The organism is Trinickia symbiotica (assembly GCF_003028655.1).
Taxonomy (GTDB): domain Bacteria; phylum Pseudomonadota; class Gammaproteobacteria; order Burkholderiales; family Burkholderiaceae; genus Trinickia; species Trinickia symbiotica_A.
In genome coordinates, this window is sequence record NZ_PYUC01000004.1 from 55,146 (window position 1) to 70,523 (window position 15,378).

Below are 15,378 nucleotides of genomic sequence, written 5' to 3' on the forward strand. Positions count from 1 at the left end.
GATTTTCATGAGCGAACCCTTTTATCGCTCGTGAAAAGATGGTACAAACCGATCTAAATTGATGGTGAGAATTTATGCTCAACTGGGATGACGAGACGACTGCCGTAACTCCCTCGAGCGGTTCGCAATCGAATGCGTTGCGCAACCCCGCGGGGTCGGCTGTCGGAGCGCAAGCAGCGACGCACCGCGCGACGCATGCTCCGGTGGCGCAAGACATCTTCGCGGGCGACGTGGCCGTTGCCCCTTATGTGGAGCAGCCGGTGCGCGCGAGCGAGGCGCCCGCCGCCGAAGCGCGCGTGAACGTCGCCGACAAGCGGATCATCAACGGCCGCACGGACGTCAACCAACTCGTACCGTTCAAGTACAAGTGGGCGTGGGAGAAGTACCTGGCCGGCTGCGCGAACCACTGGATGCCGCAGGAAATCAACATGTCCCGCGACATCGCGCTCTGGAAGGACCCGAACGGGCTCACGGAAGACGAGCGTCGCATCGTCAAGCGCAACCTCGGCTTCTTCGTGACGGCCGACTCGCTCGCCGCGAACAACATCGTGCTCGGCACCTACCGGCACATCACGGCGCCCGAGTGCCGGCAGTTCCTGCTGCGCCAGGCGTTCGAAGAGGCGATCCATACCCATGCCTACCAGTACATCGTCGAGTCGCTCGGTCTCGACGAAGGCGAGATCTTCAACGCCTATCACGAGGTCAAGTCGATCCGTGAGAAAGACGAATTCCTGATTCCGTTCATCCATACGCTGACCGATCCTGCCTTCAAGACCGGCACGCTCGAAGCGGACCAGAAGCTCCTGAAGTCGCTGATCGTGTTCGCATGCGTGATGGAGGGACTGTTCTTCTATGTCGGGTTTACGCAAATTCTCGCACTCGGCCGGCAGAACAAGATGACCGGCGCGGCGGAACAGTACCAGTACATCCTGCGCGACGAGTCGATGCACTGCAATTTCGGCATCGACCTCATCAACCAGATCAAGCTCGAGAACCCGCATCTGTGGACGTCCGAATTTCGCGAGGAAATCCGCGGACTGTTCCGCCACGCGGTCGATCTCGAGTATCGCTACGCGGAGGACACGATGCCGCGCGGCGTGCTGGGGCTCAATGCGTCGATGTTCAAAAGCTATCTGCGCTTCATCTGCAACCGCCGTTGCCAGCAGATCGGACTCGACCCGCTGTTCCCGAACGAAGAGAATCCGTTCCCGTGGATGAGTGAAATGATCGACTTGAAGAAGGAGCGCAACTTCTTCGAGACGCGAGTCATCGAGTATCAGACCGGCGGTGCGCTGTCCTGGGAATGAGGACGGCGTGCATCGCGAACGAAATGGATGGGGTCGCCGCGGCACAGGCCGCGGCGCGCAGGACTAGGAGCAAAAACGCCTGATGCAAAGCGTGCCCGGCGGCAGGACCGCCCAAAAACATGACAGGCACTTTGCGAACCCTTCAGTGGGATGGGCGAACTACCCCCCGAAAAAACCGGTGGCCGAGGCCCTGCCGCCATCGGCTCGGCTCAAGCGAATTCCGGCAGGCGCAAGCGCGATGCGCTTGGCTGCCGACTCGATCTGGCGTGCTGCACCCGACGGTGCCGCACGCCTTACCGCATTCATTAGCGTAAGCGCGTTGCATTCGCGTACGCCGATGAATAGCCCGCTTCGCAGCGCGCGCCCTGACCGGTGCGCAGCGGGAAGCGGGTTTTGAAGAAGGGTGTAGTTCAATCTGACTATCGAAACCTGAAGGAGAAAACAATGGCAACTGCCAAGAAGAAACCCGCCGCGAAGAAAGCCGCTCCGGCCAAGAAAACCGCGGCGAAGAAGGTTGCGGTGAAGAAGGTTGCAGCGAAGAAAGCCGCTCCGGCCAAGAAGGTTGCAGCGAAGAAGGTCGCCGTGAAGAAGGTTGCGGCCAAGAAGACCGCCGTGAAGAAGGTTGCGGCGAAGAAGGCAGCCCCGGCCAAGAAGGCAGCCGCGAAGAAGGTCGCGACGAAGAAGGTCGCCGCGAAGAAGGCAGCTCCGGCCAAGAAGGCAGCCGCTAAGAAGGTTGCGGCGAAGAAGGCTGCGCCCGCGAAGAAGGCTGCTGCCAAAAAGGCCGCGCCTGCGAAGAAGGCTGCCGCGAAGAAGGCCGCGCCTGCGAAGAAGGCTGCTGCCAAGAAGGCCGCGCCTGCGAAGAAGGCTGCCCCTGCGAAAAAGGCTGCCGCGAAGAAGGCTGCGCCTGCTGCCCCCGCTGCGCCTGCGGCTCCCGCGGCTCCCGCGGTTACCTCGAGCACGGCTCCCAAGTCGACGCTCAACCCCGCTGCGGCTTGGCCCTTCCCGACCGGCAGCCGTCCGTAAGCGCTGTCGTCGCGAGTGCGGCGCTTTGCGCCCACTCGTTGATCGAAGCCCCGCCGCCGGTGTTATCGGCGGCGGGGTTTTTTCATCCGCAACGCGTCAATGCGTGACGCGCGTCACGCCGCCGCTCGATAGCAGGCGAACGCGTTCGCCGGCCTGGAAGACCTCGCCCGTCGCCGCTTGCGTAATTGCGCGCAAGTCTCCGTTGTCGAGACGCACCGTGATTTCGACGCCGTTCTTCTTCGCGACGCCGTTTTCGATCGCGTTACCCGCGACCGCGCCCGCGAGGCCGCCGACGATGGCCGTCAGGATCGAGCCCTTGCCACCGCCGATCGTGCTGCCCGCCACCGCGCCGACGGCGCCGCCGCCGAGTGCGCCGAGCCCGCTTGGCTGGCCGTTGTTAGAGACGATCGTCACCGCGCGCACGCTCTCGATCGTACCCATACGGACGGTCGCTTCGCGCTGCGCCTGATCGGCGTTGTAGACGTCCGCGGAACTGCTGTTATAGGCGCACCCTGTTACCGCCAGCATGCCGGCGAGCATCGCGGCGAGCGCCAGACGAGCCGATGTCTTCATTTTCTTTTACTCCTACTCCAGTGGCACTGTGGTTGCGGTTTACCGCAGGCTATAGCCGAATGCCTCGGCGAACCGCGTGTCGATTTCATCGCGAGAGGGCGCATAGGTTTGCGGACCGGCGTGCTCGATTTTGAGCGAGCCCATGAGGCTTGCCAAGCGGCCCGTCGTGGCCCAGTCCATGCCGTTTTCGATACCGTGGAGCAGGCCGCCGCGAAAGGCGTCGCCGCAGCCCGTCGGGTCGACGACGCGCGCGGGCGCGACGGCCGGAATCTCCTCGCACCGGCCCGCGTGGTGAATATGGGCCCCGTTTTCGCCGTACGTGACGACGAGCGCGTCGACGTGGCTGGCGATCTCCTCGAGCGACCAGCCGGTCTTGTTGCTGACGAGCTTCGCTTCGTAGTCGTTGACCGCGACGTAATCGGCAAGTTCAATCGCGCGGCGCAGCGCTTCGCCCGTAAAGAGCGGCAGGCCTTGACCCGGATCGAAGATGAACGGCACGCCAGCCGCCGCGAGCTTTTCCGTGTGTTGGACCATACCTTCGTAGCCGTCCGGCGCGACGATGGCAAGGGTAATGCCGGATGCTTCGTCCGCGCGGTTCAGATGCGACTGCATCATCGCGCCCGGGTGAAATGCCGTGATCTGGTTGTTGTCCAGATCGGTCGTGATCATCGCCTGCGCCGAATAGGTATCGGGCACGACGAGGACGTGGTCCTTCGCGAGGCCGAGATGGTCGAAGCGGTCGAGATACGGCTGTGCATCCATCGATCCGAGCGTCGCCATGATTCGCGCGTCGCCGCCGAGCAGGTTCAGCGCGTACGCGATGTTGCCGGCGCATCCGCCGAACTCGCGGCGCATCGTCGGCACGAGAAAGCTGACGTTCAGAATGTGGACCTGCTCGGGCAGAATGTGGTCGCGAAACCGGCCCTGGAAGGTCATGATGTTGTCGTAGGCGAGCGAGCCGCAAATCAGCGTAGCCACGGCGAAGGTTCCTCTGGTCGGGATTGTTGGTAGCGGATGTAAAAGCGCCGCGCTCGTGGGCGCGGCGTCTTCGCGATGTGCCTGGCCGTTACTTGAGTGCAGCGAGCGCCGCGTCGTAGTTCGGCTCGTTCTTGATCTCGCTCACGAGTTCGGCGTGCAGCACCTTGTCGTTCTCGTCGAGCACGACGACGGCGCGCGCCGTGAGGCCGGTGAGCGGTCCGCTCGTGACATCGACGCCGTACGCCTTCGCGAACTCGCGGCCGCGGAACGTCGACGCCGTGACGACGTTCTCGATGCCCTCAGTCGTGCAAAAGCGCGACGCGGCAAACGGCAGATCGCCCGAGACCACGATGACGACCGTGTTCGTCAGGTTCGCTGCCGCCTGGTTGAACTTGCGCGTCGAGGTCGCGCAAGTCGGGGTATCGAGGCTCGGCACGATGTTCAGCACTTTGCGCTTGCCGGCAAAGTCGGCGAGCGTAAGCGGCTTGAGATCCTTGCCGACGAGCGAGAACTCGGGCGCCTTTTGGCCGGCCGACGGAAAGGTGCCGCCGACTTCGATCGGATTGCCACCCAGCGTGACTTGACTCATGTTGTGCTCCGGAAATTCGTTTCGGGTTGTCGCGGATGCGAGGGAATGGGCGCGGCCGAACCGGTGACGAGACGCGCCCGCGATTGCTACGGATAAAAGATCTGCACGCGAAAGTTCGTGGCGACGGCGTTGCCGCTATCGAGCCTGACGATCATCGTCTGCGTCGTGTGCGGCGGCAGGCCCGCCGCGATCGGCGTGCCCGGCGGCGCGTAGTCTTGCGGCCAGAGCACACGGCGAATCGCGATTTCATTCTTCTCGTCGAACAGCGTCAGCTCGATGGCAGGGTAGGCCAGTGCGATGTTATAGCGGTTGCGCAGCGGCACGCGCAGCTCGAGCCGATGCGGCCCGTCGATCTGGCGAAGATCGGACGCTTCCACTTGCAGGCCGTCGATGTCGCGCGGTGGCGAGATCTGGCAGCCGAGATACGTGCACACGTCGGCAAAGAGCGACTGCGACGACGGCCAATAAACCATGACCGTTTCGCGGCGCCACCAGGTGACTTGCGCCGCGAGCAGCACGACGAGCACGAGCGATACGAACGCGCCGACGACGCGCAGCCACGCATAGCGCGGCGCACCGGCGCGGGGCTCGCGCGTTACCTCGAAAGGACGCGAGTGCTCTTCAGCTTGTGCCGCCAATGGCGGCACACCGGCGGGGCGAGCGCTCGCGGGCGGGGGCATCAGCGGTTCCGCCGGCGGCACGGAAAAGCGCGGCTCTCGCGGTTCGCGCTCCGTACGCCAACTAGCGGCCGGCGCGTCGCCGAGCGAGAGCTTCGGTTCCTCGTCGCGTTCGTCGCGAGGTTTTGAATGCGAGTCAGACTCGCTGGCCACCGGTTCACGCTCGGTCGGAGCAGGCGACGCGGCCGCAGCGGCTGAAACCGCCGCTGTGGGCGCGGCCGGGGGGGCTGCGGCGCCGGCCGTCGCCTGCATGCGCTCAGCGTGGGCCGGCGCACCCATCGCGCTCGGGGCTCGTGCTTGCTTCGGTTCCGTCGATACCGCCGATTCCTTCGGGGGGCGCAAGGTTTGCGGAGCTTCCGGCGCGCTGGGCGCAGGCGGTGCTTTAGCTGTCGGCTCGGCAGCTAGGGGTGACGCGAGCGTCGGCTCGCGCAACTCGTCGGCCACGATGTCGGCGAACGTCGAGGGCGGAGGCTGAACCGTCGGCTCGGCTTGTTCGGCAGCAGCCTCTTCGCGAGCCTCGCGTTCGGCAGGCTGCGCCGTGAATGCGCGGGGCGCGCCGTTTATGCGATCGATCGGCGCGGCCCCGGACGCCGCCGGTGCCGCGCTCGATGCGCCCTGCTGGCGGCCCTGATCGCGCGCGCCGAAGTCTATCGTCGATGCGGCGCTTGGATCGAGCAGATTCTGCAACGCATCGAACACTTCATTGCATTGCCCGCAGCGCACGCGTCCGCGCGTACGGGCAAGCTGTGCGTCCTGTACGCGGAAGACGGTTTCGCAGTGAGGGCAGCGGGTGGCAAGGACCATAGTGGGCACGCGAACTGGCCGCGGTGGGCGCAGGGTGGATCGATACGCTCTATTCTAAAGTTTTTCGCGGCAGCGCCCCGGCGCGCGGCCTTGCGGGGCGCTCTACGACTTCGGCTCCTCGCTTGGGGGACGTTTCGTTCCTGTCAGGCAGACCCAGCCGTCGAGTTCCCGCCAGACGCCCATCGTAATCCACGGCGCATAGGCCGCCGCGACTTCGTCCGCTTGCCGAGCGAGCACGCCCGATAGCGCCAACCGTCCGCCCGGCTTGACCTTCGATGAGAGCATCGACGCCATGAGCTTCAGGGGATTCGACAGAATATTGGCGACCACGATGTCGAACTCGGTTGCGGGGCACGCTTCCGGTAGCGCATACGTGACGTCGGCGCGATTGCGGGCGCTGTTGTGGCGCGCCGATTCGACGGCCTGCGGATCGATGTCGACGCCGAAGACGGGATCGGCCCCACATTTCTTGGCGAGGATCGCGAGGATGCCCGATCCGCAGCCATAGTCGAGCACCGATTGCCCGGCCGCCGCCGATTGCTCGAGCCATTCCATGCAGAGGCGCGTGGTCGGGTGACTGCCGGTGCCGAAGGCGAGACCGGGGTCGAGCTCCAGAACGAGGGCGTCAGGATCGGGCGCATCGTGCCACGAGGGCACGACCCAAATCCGCTTCCCGATTGCAATGGGTTCGAACTGCGACTGCGTGAGGCGCACCCAATCGGCGTCGGCCACTTCGCGTACCTGGAACGGCGGCACCGCGGCCAGGCCTACCGCATTGGCAGCCGCGGCGGCGAGCACGGCCGGATCGTGCTCCTCGGCGACGAGCGCGAGGACGCGCGAGTGCTGCCAGGCCGTCCGCTCGGGGACGAGCCCCGGTTCGCCGAAAAGCGGCTGCTCGTCGGGCGTATCGGCGTCGGCATCCTCGACCGACACCGACAGCGCACCCAATTCGAGGAGCGCGTCGGAGAGTGCCTCGGCGCGGGCCCGATCGAGCTCGACGATCAGTTCCCGATAGCTACTCATCACGGCTCCCGTCGAATGTGAGCGTGGGGAGGCATACCACCATCAGACTTCTTCCGGCGCTGCCTGCTGCTTCTCCGCGAGCCGGTTCTCGAGGTAGTGAATGCTCGTGCCGCCTTCCACGAAGCCGCCGTCGAGCATCAGCTCGCGGTGCAGCGGGATGTTCGTCTGAATGCCTTCGACGACCATCTCCGACAGCGCAATGCGCATGCGGCGAATCGCCTGCTCGCGCGTCGTGCCGTATGCGATCAGCTTGCCGATCATCGAATCGTAGTTCGGCGGCACGAAATAGCCATTGTACGCGTGCGAATCGACGCGGATGCCGGGCCCGCCCGGCACGTGCCAGGAGGTGATGCGGCCCGGCGACGGCGTGAACTTGAACGGATCCTCCGCGTTGATCCGGCACTCGATCGCATGACCGCGGAAGACGATATCGCGCTGCCGGAAGCCGATTTTCTCGCCAGCGGCAATGCGGATCTGCTCCTGCACGATATCGACGCCCGTGATCAGTTCGGTCACCGGATGCTCGACCTGCACGCGCGTGTTCATTTCGATGAAGTAGAACTCGCCGTTCTCATACAGGAACTCGAACGTTCCCGCGCCGAGATAGCCCATCTTCTTGCAGGCGTCGGCGCAGCGGTCGCCGATGCGATCGATGAGGCGGCGCGGGATGTTCGGCGCCGGCGCTTCCTCGATGATTTTCTGGTGGCGCCGCTGCATCGAGCAGTCGCGCTCGCCGAGCCAGACGGCGTTCTTGAACGAATCGGCGAGAACCTGGATCTCGACATGGCGCGGGTTCTCGAGGAACTTCTCCATGTAGACCTGCGGATTGCCGAACGCACGGCCCGCTTCCTCGCGCGTCGTGTTGACGGCATTCACGAGCGCCGCCTCGGTATGCACGACGCGCATGCCGCGCCCGCCGCCGCCGCCGGCCGCCTTGATGATGACGGGGTAGCCGATCGCGCGCGCGATCTTGACGATTTCTTTCGGATCGTCGGGCAGGGCGCCTTCCGAGCCGGGCACACAAGGCACGCCCGTCTTGATCATCGTCTGCTTGGCCGTGACCTTGTCGCCCATCATGCGAATCGTCTCCGGGCGCGGGCCGATGAACGTGAAGCCCGATTGCTCGACGCGCTCCGCGAAATCGGCGTTTTCGGAAAGAAAGCCGTAGCCCGGATGGATCGCTTCCGCGTCGGTGACTTCGGCCGCGCTGATGAGCGCCGGCATGTTCAGATAGCTTTGCGGCGACGGTGCCGGCCCGATGCAGACGGCCTCGTCGGCGAGCTTCACGTACTTCGCTTCCTTGTCGGCCACCGAATAGGCAACGACGGTCTTGATGCCGAGCTCGCGGCACGCGCGCTGAATGCGCAAGGCGATTTCGCCGCGATTGGCAATGAGTATTTTTTCAAACATGGCGATGATTCGTCTCTTCGTTGGGCGCCACGCGGCCCGCGCGGGATGCGGGCGGCAAGCGTTGCGGCGCGGGGCGTTGAAGCCCGGTTGCCATGCGCGCCGAGCGCGAGGCTGGCTCGCGGATCAGCCGATGACGAATAGGGGCTGTCCGAATTCGACGGCCTGCCCATTCTCGACGAGGATTTCCTTGACGACGCCTGCCTTGTCCGACTCGATCTCGTTCAGCAGCTTCATTGCCTCGATGATGCAAAGCGTCTGGCCTTCCTTGACGGCGTCGCCGACTTGCACGAACGGATCGGCGCCCGGCGACGGCGCGCGATAGAACGTTCCGACCATCGGCGAGGCGACGACGTGGCCTTGCGGAGCCGCCGGCGCGGCCGGTGCCGGTTGCGCGGCGCCCGCTTCGGCAGGGGCGGATGCCCCGGCTGCGGGAAGCGACCCCGACAGTTGAGGCGTGTAGGACGTGGACTGCTGTACGTAAACCGGCGGCGCATTCTTGACGATGCGGACTTTGCCCTCGCCCTCGGTGACTTCCAGCTCGGAGATGCCGGACTCGGAGACGAGGTCGATCAAAGTTTTCAGCTTACGTAGATCCATAGGGAATCCCCTTCAATGCGTGAGGCGGCGGCCGCAGGGCCGGTGCCGAATTGGTGTTGTTGGTTCAGCTGCGCGGTTGGGACGCGAGCCTGTCGAGCGCGAACTCGAGCGCGTAGAGATAGCCCTTCCAGCCGAGACCGCAGATCACGCCTTCGGCCACGTCGGAAAGGTAGGAGTGGTGCCTGAACGGCTCACGGCGGTGCACGTTCGAGAGGTGGATTTCGACGAACGGAATGTCGACGCCCTTGAGTGCGTCGCGAATCGCGACGCTCGTATGCGTGTAGGCCGCCGGATTGATCACGATGAACGCGACGTTTTCCGCGCGCGCGGCGTGAATGCGATCGACGAGCTGGCCTTCGTGGTTGCTCTGGAACGTCGCCAGTTCCACTCCCGCCTGCTGCGCCCTGCGGCCGAGCGATTCGTCGATTTGCTGCAGCGTCACGTTCCCGTAAACACCAGGCTCGCGCGTGCCGAGCAGGTTTAAGTTGGGGCCGTGCAGTACGAGCAGTTTTGTCATGGTCGCTTGTGTTTCTGTCGCTTCGGGTTGAGCGGAATTGCGCGCACTTTAGCGCCGTTTAACGAAATTTGTCCAGCAGAGGATGAAAAAACGACCGCCCGCGCGCATGGCGGCGGACCGGTTTCACCAACGGCATTCGCGAACTTCGGGCAACTTGGCTCGAAAATTGCCGCAACGCTCCAGAAGTGGCCCCTATGTCGCCGACTTCGGCCCGATGGCGTCGAGTGTGTGCCGCAGATCGTCCGGTACGATTTCCCCTAATTTTGTCGACCGTACGGCGCCGTTCGCGTCAATTACGACGGTGAACGGTAGGGCGCCCGCCGTATTGCCGAAACTGCGCGCGAGGTCAGCGCCGCCGAATCCGCTGATGAATATGGGGTAATCGACGGGCACTTTGCGCAGGAACGACTCGACGTTCTGCTTGGAGTCGACACCAATCCCGACGAACTGCACGCCCTTGCCCGCGTACTGGCGGGACAAATCGGCGAGCGCCGGCATTTCGCGCACGCAAGGACCGCACCAGGACGCCCAGAAGTTGACGACGAGAACGTGACCCTTGTAGGCATCGAGCGCGCGCGGGTTGCCGGCGACATCGGTCAGCGGCGCCCGCCAAAGGGCCGCGACGGCGCCCGGCTGCGCCGGAGCGACGGCGGGCGTCGTCGCCGCTGCGTCGGAGGCGGACGACGATGCGCTCGCGCTCGGCCCGCCGGCATGCAGCCAATACGCCGCGCCGGCGCCAAGCGCGAGAACGGCGACGGCGGCAATGGCCGAGGCAACGATCGAGGTCGGCTTCATGAGATGCGTTTCAATTCGAGGGGGCGCGCACGTCGTCGGCATTGCCGACGGTGAGCAGCGCCTCGACGGTTTCGGTATTGGCGCGCTGCGTCCGGCCGCGCGCATCGGCACGAACGGCGCCGCGCAGGTCGTCGAGATCGTAAAGCGCGATATGCATACCGACCGGCTCCTCGTCGCGCGTCTCGCGCGATAGAAAACTGAGCGTTTCGACGGTGCCGCGGCCGCCGAAGTGGCGCGTCTCGGACACGTCGTACTGCACGTTCGCATTGAGCAGATAGATGGCGACCTCCTTCGGGTTGTCGCAAAACACCTGCAAATGAATGTCCGAATGCTCGCCGGCCGTGCCGTTCAGCACGGCTCCCGTCAAATACGGGTTGAAGGCCGCGAGCCGCTTCATCCAGTCGAGCGCGATTTCACGCAAACGGCGCAGCACCGCCGGCTGGCTGTCCGCCTGAAAGAGCGATTGATACTCGCGGATTTCTTCCTCTATTTGGTCGTTGTCGGGCAGCCATTCGCCCGCCACGCGGCCTTGCCCCACGACTTGCCGCGCTGCTTTGCGCTTGGCGCTCGAGTAATCGAGCCCTTCTTCCGCGATCAGCCGGGCGGCGGCGATCGCGATTTCCTCCCGCACACGCTGCGGGTCGACGTGAGATCTGCGAACCATCCGCTAATCATACTAGATCGGCGACACCGGGCCTCGCGCGCGGAGTCCCTCGGTTACAATAACCGCCTTTTCCGCAAGCAGCCCCTATGCACATCCACATCCTCGGTATCTGCGGCACGTTCATGGGCGGTCTTGCTGTGCTCGCGCGCGAGGCAGGACATACGGTGACGGGTTGCGATGCCGGCGTTTATCCGCCGATGAGCACGCAACTCGAAGCGCAGGGCATAGCGCTGATCGAGGGCTATGGCGCAGAGCAGATCGACGCGCTCACACCCGATCTCTTCGTGATCGGCAATGTCGTCACGCGCGGCAATCCGCTGATGGAGGCGATCCTCGATCGCGGGCTGCCTTACGTGTCGGGCCCTCAGTGGCTCGGCGAGCACGTGCTCGCCGGCAAATGGGTGCTCGCGGTCGCCGGCACGCACGGCAAGACGACGACGAGCTCGATGCTCGCCTGGCTGCTCGAGGATGCGGGACTCGACCCCGGTTTCCTCATCGGCGGGGTGCCGCTCAACTTCGGCATCTCGGCGCGGCTCACCGATTCGAGTTTCTTCGTCATCGAAGCCGACGAATACGACACCGCGTTCTTCGACAAGCGCTCGAAATTCGTCCACTACCGGCCGCGCACGGCGATCCTCAACAATCTCGAGTACGACCACGCCGACATCTTTCCCGATCTCGCCGCGATCGAGACGCAGTTTCATCATCTCGTGCGCACCGTGCCGCGCGTGGGGCGCCTCGTCGTCAACGGTCGCGAGGCGGCGCTCGAGCGTGTGCTCGCGCGCGGCGTCTGGAGCGAGGTCGAGCGCTTCGGCGTCGACGGCGGTTGGCTCGCGGCGCCCGTCGCCGACGGGCAGGCCGTGGACGAGCAGTTCGCGGTTGACTGGCAGGGCGAGCGCGTCGGCGCGGTCGACTGGCAGGTGCAAGGCGAGCACAACCGCCTCAACGCACTGGCGGCGATCGCGGCGGCACGTCATGTCGGCGTGCCGGCCGCGCAGGCCGCGCGCTCGCTCACATCGTTTCGCAACGTCAAGCGGCGCATGGAAGTGCGCGGCAGCGTGGACGGGGTCACCGTCTATGACGACTTTGCCCACCATCCGACCGCCATCGAGACGACGATCGCGGGCTTGCGGACACGCATCGGCGCGCACGCGCGCATCGTCGCCGTCCTCGAGCCGCGCTCGAACACGATGAAACTCGGCGTGATGAAGGCGCAGTTGCCGGCGAGCCTCGCGGATGCGGATCTGGTGTTCGGCTATGGCGCGCCGAGCGGGCGCGATGCGCTCGGCTGGAATCTCGGCGAGGCGCTCGCGCCGCTCGGCGCGAAGGCGCGCGCATTCGACGATCTGGGCGCACTCGTCGCGTCCATCGTCGCGGCCGTGCGCGCCGGCGATCATGTGCTCGTGATGAGCAACGGCGGATTCGGCGGCGTCCATCAGAAGCTGCTCGAGGCGCTCGCGGCGCGCTCGGGAGCGAGCGCCGTTTCCGATGCCGCGGCAACAGGGAGCGCGGACGCCGGCGCGACGCGCGCGGCCCCGGGCGAACGAGGCGTCGCGTGATCGTCTATCTGCACGGTTTCCGCTCGTCGCCCAATTCGTTCAAGGCGCGGCTCGTCGCGGCGCGGCTGGCCGAGCTCGGTCTTGGGCAGGCGCTTTGCTGCCCAACGCTGCCCGTGTCGCCGCTCGCGGCAATCGCGCTCGTCGAGGCTGAAGTGGAGGCCGCGCTGCGGGCGAATGCGCCTGCCCGCGCGGCGGCGAACGGCGGCGACGCGCGCGGCGTAACCGTGATCGGCAGCTCGCTCGGCGGTTATCTCGCCACTTACCTCGCCGAGAAACACGGGTGGCGCGCGGTGTTGCTGAACCCGGCCGTGCTGCCGCAACGCGATCTTTCGGCTTATCTCGGCGAGCAGCCGCTTTGGCACGGCGGCGGCAGCATCGTCGTGACGCCGCGCCATCTCGATGAGTTGCGGATGCTCGGCGTCGCGTCGGTGACGCGGCCCGAACGCTACTATCTGATCGCCTGCACCGGCGACGAGGTGCTCGACTATCGCGAAATGCTCGCGCACTACCCCGGTGTCAAGACGAAGCTGATCGACGGCGGCGATCATGCGATCAGCGACTTCGCCGAGCATGTCGACGACGTGCTCGCCTTTTGCGGCGTGAGATCGCCCGGGCGCGGCTGATCTGCCGCGCCGCGCTTAGCGAATACCCGGTCTCCATCGGGCGCACGGATTGCGCGACACACGTCCGGAGCGGCGGGCGACAAGCTTTCTAGCGGGAATATCGAGTGAACGTATTTTTTGAGGAATCGGGCAGTTTGAAGGCGGGCAACGTATTGTCGCGGCAAGGCGAAGCGTTGCAAGTGGAGCTGCCGGGCGGCCGGCGGGCGAAGGTCCGCTCGAAGGATGTCCTGATCGAATTCGCCGAGCCCGGCGCGGCTGACCTCATGCAGCGGGCCGAGGCGGCCGCGCACGACATCGACCTCGACTTTTTGTGGGAGTGCGCGCCCGACGATGAGTTCGCGTTCGGCTCGCTCGCCGATGAGTACTTCGGCGCGACGGCGGGGCCTGTCGAGCGCGCGGCGCTCGTCTTGCGCATGCAGGGCGCGCCCGTCTACTTTCGGCGCAAGGGCCGCGGCCAATATCAGCGTGCGCCCGAAGAGCAGCTCAAGATGGCGCTCGCCGCGCTCGAGCGCAAACGTCAGCAGGCGCTCGTGCAGGCCGGCTATGAAGACGAGCTGAAGGCGGGGCGGTTGCCCGACGCATTCAAGGGCAAGGCGCTCGCGTTGCTCACGAAGCCGGACAAGAACTCGATCGAATACAAGGCGCTCGAAGCGGCCGCCGCCGCGCGCGGCGTTTCGCCGCCGCGGCTCATGCTCGACTGCGGCGGCATTCCTTCGGCGCGCGCGCTGCACGAAGCGCGCTTTTTGTCCGAGTACTTCCCACACGGCACGGCCTTTCCGAGCGTCACGCCGAACCCTTTGCCCGACGATTTGCCGAGCGCGCAGGTGGAAGCGTTCTCGATCGATGACATCACGACGACCGAGATCGACGACGCATTCTCGGTCGAGCTGCTCGCGGACTCGCGCGTGCGCGTCGGCGTGCACATCGCGGCGCCGGCGCTCGGCATCGAGCGCGGAGACGCCATCGATGCGATCGCGCGCGCGCGGCTCTCGACGGTCTACATGCCCGGCGACAAGATCACGATGCTGCCGGACGAAGTCGTCGAGGCGTTTACGTTGAAGGAGGGCGGCCTGCGGCCGGCGCTCTCGCTTTACATCATCGTCGACAGGGCGACACAGGAGATCGTCGCAAGCGAAACGCGCGCGGAACGCGTCTTCGTCAAGAACAATCTCCGTCACAACACGCTCGACGCCCTCGTGACGGAAGAGGCGCTCGCCGCCGGCACGGGCGACTACCCGCACAAGGACGACATCGCGATACTGTGGCCGCTCGCGCGTGCGCTCTTCGAAAAGCGTCAGGCCGTGCGCGCGAGTTATGGCCTCAGGCGCGAGGTACCGGGCAACACGGACTTCAATTTCTACGTCGAGGGCGAGCATGTGACGATCACGCCGCGGCGGCGCGGCTCGCCGCTCGACCTGATCGTCGCCGAGCTGGCGATTCTCGCGAACTCGACGTGGGGCGCGTTGCTGCACGATCACGGCGTGCCTGGTGTCTATCGGACGCAGCGGACCTTTGCCGCCGCCGGGCCGAAGCGCACGCGAATGCAGACGACGGCCGCGCCCCACGAGGGGCTCGGCGTTGCGCAGTACGCCTGGAGCACGTCGCCGTTGCGCCGATACGTCGACCTCGTGAACCAGTGGCAACTGCTCGCCTGCGTGCAGCACGGCGTGGCGGCCAAGCTCGTGGCCCCGTTCAAGCCGAAAGACGCCGATCTTTTCGCCGTGGTGCAGGGCTTCGACGATACGTACTCCGCCTACGCCGACCACCAGCGGCGCATGGACTACTTCTGGTGCCTGCGCTGGATCACACAGGAGGGCAAGAAGGAAGTCGTCGCCTCCGTCGTGAAAGGCGATCTGGTGCGGCTGGAAGAAGTGCCGCTGTTGCTGCACGTGCCGGGCTTGGGCGTCCATGCGCGCGGCACGCGCCTGCTGCTCGAAGTGATGTCCGTCGACGAGCTGACGATCGAAGCATCCGTGCGGCCGATTCGCGTGCTCGATGCGCCGGGAATGCCGGTCGGCTTGCCGGCTGAAGAGGAAGACGAGGAAGTCGAGGCGCTTGCCGAGGCCGCCGACGCCTCCGCCGAAAGCGAAGAAGAGGCGCGCGCCGAAACGAGCGGCGAGGCGCCCGCCGGCGATGGCAACGATTCGCAATCGAGCGGCGAAGCTTCGAGCGGCGATGCGCCCTCCGGCGCACCCCCACTCGATGGAGCAAGCCGAGCCGCACATATTACGGACTGAGC

The 15,378-nt window shown here is 65.6% G+C and carries 15 protein-coding genes and 1 pseudogene; 6 read left to right on the plus strand and 10 right to left on the minus strand.

Annotated elements, in window-relative coordinates; all coding sequences use genetic code 11:
* Positions 1-74: 74 nt before the first annotated feature.
* From C9I57_RS08690 to C9I57_RS08700, 3 genes and pseudogenes are all read left to right on the plus strand, one after another.
* Positions 75-1,307: a ribonucleotide-diphosphate reductase subunit beta gene (locus tag C9I57_RS08690; protein ID WP_107150239.1), complete on the plus strand. Its 1,233-nt coding sequence runs from the start codon at positions 75-77 to the stop codon at positions 1,305-1,307.
* A gap of 82 nt (positions 1,308-1,389) precedes the next feature.
* Positions 1,390-1,726: pseudogene (locus C9I57_RS33595) on the plus strand (hypothetical protein).
* Positions 1,727-1,751: 25 nt separating this feature from the next.
* Positions 1,752-2,330: a histone H1-like DNA-binding protein gene (locus C9I57_RS08700; protein WP_107150241.1), complete on the plus strand. Its 579-nt coding sequence runs from the start codon at positions 1,752-1,754 to the stop codon at positions 2,328-2,330.
* 96 nt (positions 2,331-2,426) lie between these two features.
* On the opposite strand, the gene C9I57_RS08705 is transcribed toward C9I57_RS08700, so the two are convergent.
* From C9I57_RS08705 to C9I57_RS08750, 10 genes are all read right to left on the minus strand, one after another.
* Entirely contained in the window at positions 2,427-2,903 is a 477-nt protein-coding gene (locus C9I57_RS08705) for a glycine zipper 2TM domain-containing protein (protein WP_018439853.1), read from the minus strand.
* A 39-nt stretch (positions 2,904-2,942) separates the two neighbouring features.
* Positions 2,943-3,881 (minus strand): carbohydrate kinase family protein, encoded by a 939-nt coding sequence (locus C9I57_RS08710; protein WP_107150242.1) that lies wholly within the window; start codon positions 3,879-3,881, stop codon positions 2,943-2,945.
* An 88-nt stretch (positions 3,882-3,969) separates the two neighbouring features.
* Positions 3,970-4,470, minus strand: a complete 501-nt coding sequence (tpx, locus tag C9I57_RS08715; protein WP_107150243.1) for a thiol peroxidase — start codon at positions 4,468-4,470, stop codon at positions 3,970-3,972.
* A gap of 86 nt (positions 4,471-4,556) precedes the next feature.
* Positions 4,557-5,951: a DUF3426 domain-containing protein gene (locus C9I57_RS08720; protein ID WP_107150244.1), complete on the minus strand. Its 1,395-nt coding sequence runs from the start codon at positions 5,949-5,951 to the stop codon at positions 4,557-4,559.
* A 102-nt stretch (positions 5,952-6,053) separates the two neighbouring features.
* Complete coding sequence (prmA, locus tag C9I57_RS08725) at positions 6,054-6,974, minus strand: 50S ribosomal protein L11 methyltransferase (RefSeq protein ID WP_107150245.1); 921 nt, start codon at positions 6,972-6,974, stop codon at positions 6,054-6,056.
* A 42-nt stretch (positions 6,975-7,016) separates the two neighbouring features.
* Positions 7,017-8,384, minus strand: coding sequence for an acetyl-CoA carboxylase biotin carboxylase subunit (gene accC / locus C9I57_RS08730; protein WP_107150246.1), 1,368 nt, complete (start codon positions 8,382-8,384; stop codon positions 7,017-7,019).
* A 123-nt stretch (positions 8,385-8,507) separates the two neighbouring features.
* Positions 8,508-8,981, minus strand: a complete 474-nt coding sequence (gene accB, locus C9I57_RS08735) for an acetyl-CoA carboxylase biotin carboxyl carrier protein (protein ID WP_107150247.1) — start codon at positions 8,979-8,981, stop codon at positions 8,508-8,510.
* Positions 8,982-9,045: 64 nt separating this feature from the next.
* On the minus strand, positions 9,046-9,498 hold the full coding sequence (gene aroQ, locus C9I57_RS08740) for a type II 3-dehydroquinate dehydratase (protein ID WP_107150248.1): 453 nt from the start codon (positions 9,496-9,498) through the stop codon (positions 9,046-9,048).
* A 192-nt stretch (positions 9,499-9,690) separates the two neighbouring features.
* Positions 9,691-10,293 (minus strand): TlpA family protein disulfide reductase, encoded by a 603-nt coding sequence (locus C9I57_RS08745; protein WP_181321778.1) that lies wholly within the window; start codon positions 10,291-10,293, stop codon positions 9,691-9,693.
* A gap of 10 nt (positions 10,294-10,303) precedes the next feature.
* Positions 10,304-10,957, minus strand: a complete 654-nt coding sequence (locus tag C9I57_RS08750) for a UDP-N-acetylmuramate--alanine ligase (RefSeq protein ID WP_107150250.1) — start codon at positions 10,955-10,957, stop codon at positions 10,304-10,306.
* An 86-nt stretch (positions 10,958-11,043) separates the two neighbouring features.
* Here C9I57_RS08750 and mpl point away from each other — a divergent pair, with 86 nt between their 5' ends.
* The 3 genes from mpl to C9I57_RS08765 all read left to right on the plus strand — a co-directional run bounded on the left by mpl (position 11,044) and on the right by C9I57_RS08765 (position 15,376).
* Positions 11,044-12,516, plus strand: coding sequence for a UDP-N-acetylmuramate:L-alanyl-gamma-D-glutamyl-meso-diaminopimelate ligase (mpl, locus tag C9I57_RS08755; RefSeq protein WP_107150251.1), 1,473 nt, complete (start codon positions 11,044-11,046; stop codon positions 12,514-12,516).
* Complete coding sequence (locus C9I57_RS08760; RefSeq protein WP_107150252.1) at positions 12,513-13,139, plus strand: YqiA/YcfP family alpha/beta fold hydrolase; 627 nt, start codon at positions 12,513-12,515, stop codon at positions 13,137-13,139. Before mpl ends, C9I57_RS08760 begins: the two co-directional genes overlap by 4 nt.
* Before the next feature lie 104 nt (positions 13,140-13,243).
* On the plus strand, positions 13,244-15,376 hold the full coding sequence (locus C9I57_RS08765; protein WP_107150253.1) for a ribonuclease catalytic domain-containing protein: 2,133 nt from the start codon (positions 13,244-13,246) through the stop codon (positions 15,374-15,376).
* Positions 15,377-15,378: the final 2 nt, after the last annotated feature.

Excerpts from the sequence above, each read along its gene's own strand:
- C9I57_RS08700 (WP_107150241.1), top strand. The coding sequence starts at position 1,752 with ATGGCAACTGCCAAGAAGAAACCCGCCGCGAAGAAAGCCGCTCCGGCC.
- accB (WP_107150247.1), bottom strand. The coding sequence starts at position 8,981 with ATGGATCTACGTAAGCTGAAAACTTTGATCGACCTCGTCTCCGAGTCC.
- mpl (WP_107150251.1), top strand. The coding sequence starts at position 11,044 with ATGCACATCCACATCCTCGGTATCTGCGGCACGTTCATGGGCGGTCTT.
- C9I57_RS08690 (WP_107150239.1), top strand. The coding sequence starts at position 75 with ATGCTCAACTGGGATGACGAGACGACTGCCGTAACTCCCTCGAGCGGT.
- C9I57_RS08705 (WP_018439853.1), bottom strand. The coding sequence starts at position 2,903 with ATGAAGACATCGGCTCGTCTGGCGCTCGCCGCGATGCTCGCCGGCATG.
- C9I57_RS08745 (WP_181321778.1), bottom strand. The coding sequence starts at position 10,293 with ATGAAGCCGACCTCGATCGTTGCCTCGGCCATTGCCGCCGTCGCCGTT.
- accC (WP_107150246.1), bottom strand. The coding sequence starts at position 8,384 with ATGTTTGAAAAAATACTCATTGCCAATCGCGGCGAAATCGCCTTGCGC.
- C9I57_RS08720 (WP_107150244.1), bottom strand. The coding sequence starts at position 5,951 with ATGGTCCTTGCCACCCGCTGCCCTCACTGCGAAACCGTCTTCCGCGTA.
- aroQ (WP_107150248.1), bottom strand. The coding sequence starts at position 9,498 with ATGACAAAACTGCTCGTACTGCACGGCCCCAACTTAAACCTGCTCGGC.
- tpx (WP_107150243.1), bottom strand. The coding sequence starts at position 4,470 with ATGAGTCAAGTCACGCTGGGTGGCAATCCGATCGAAGTCGGCGGCACC.
- C9I57_RS08750 (WP_107150250.1), bottom strand. The coding sequence starts at position 10,957 with ATGGTTCGCAGATCTCACGTCGACCCGCAGCGTGTGCGGGAGGAAATC.
- prmA (WP_107150245.1), bottom strand. The coding sequence starts at position 6,974 with ATGAGTAGCTATCGGGAACTGATCGTCGAGCTCGATCGGGCCCGCGCC.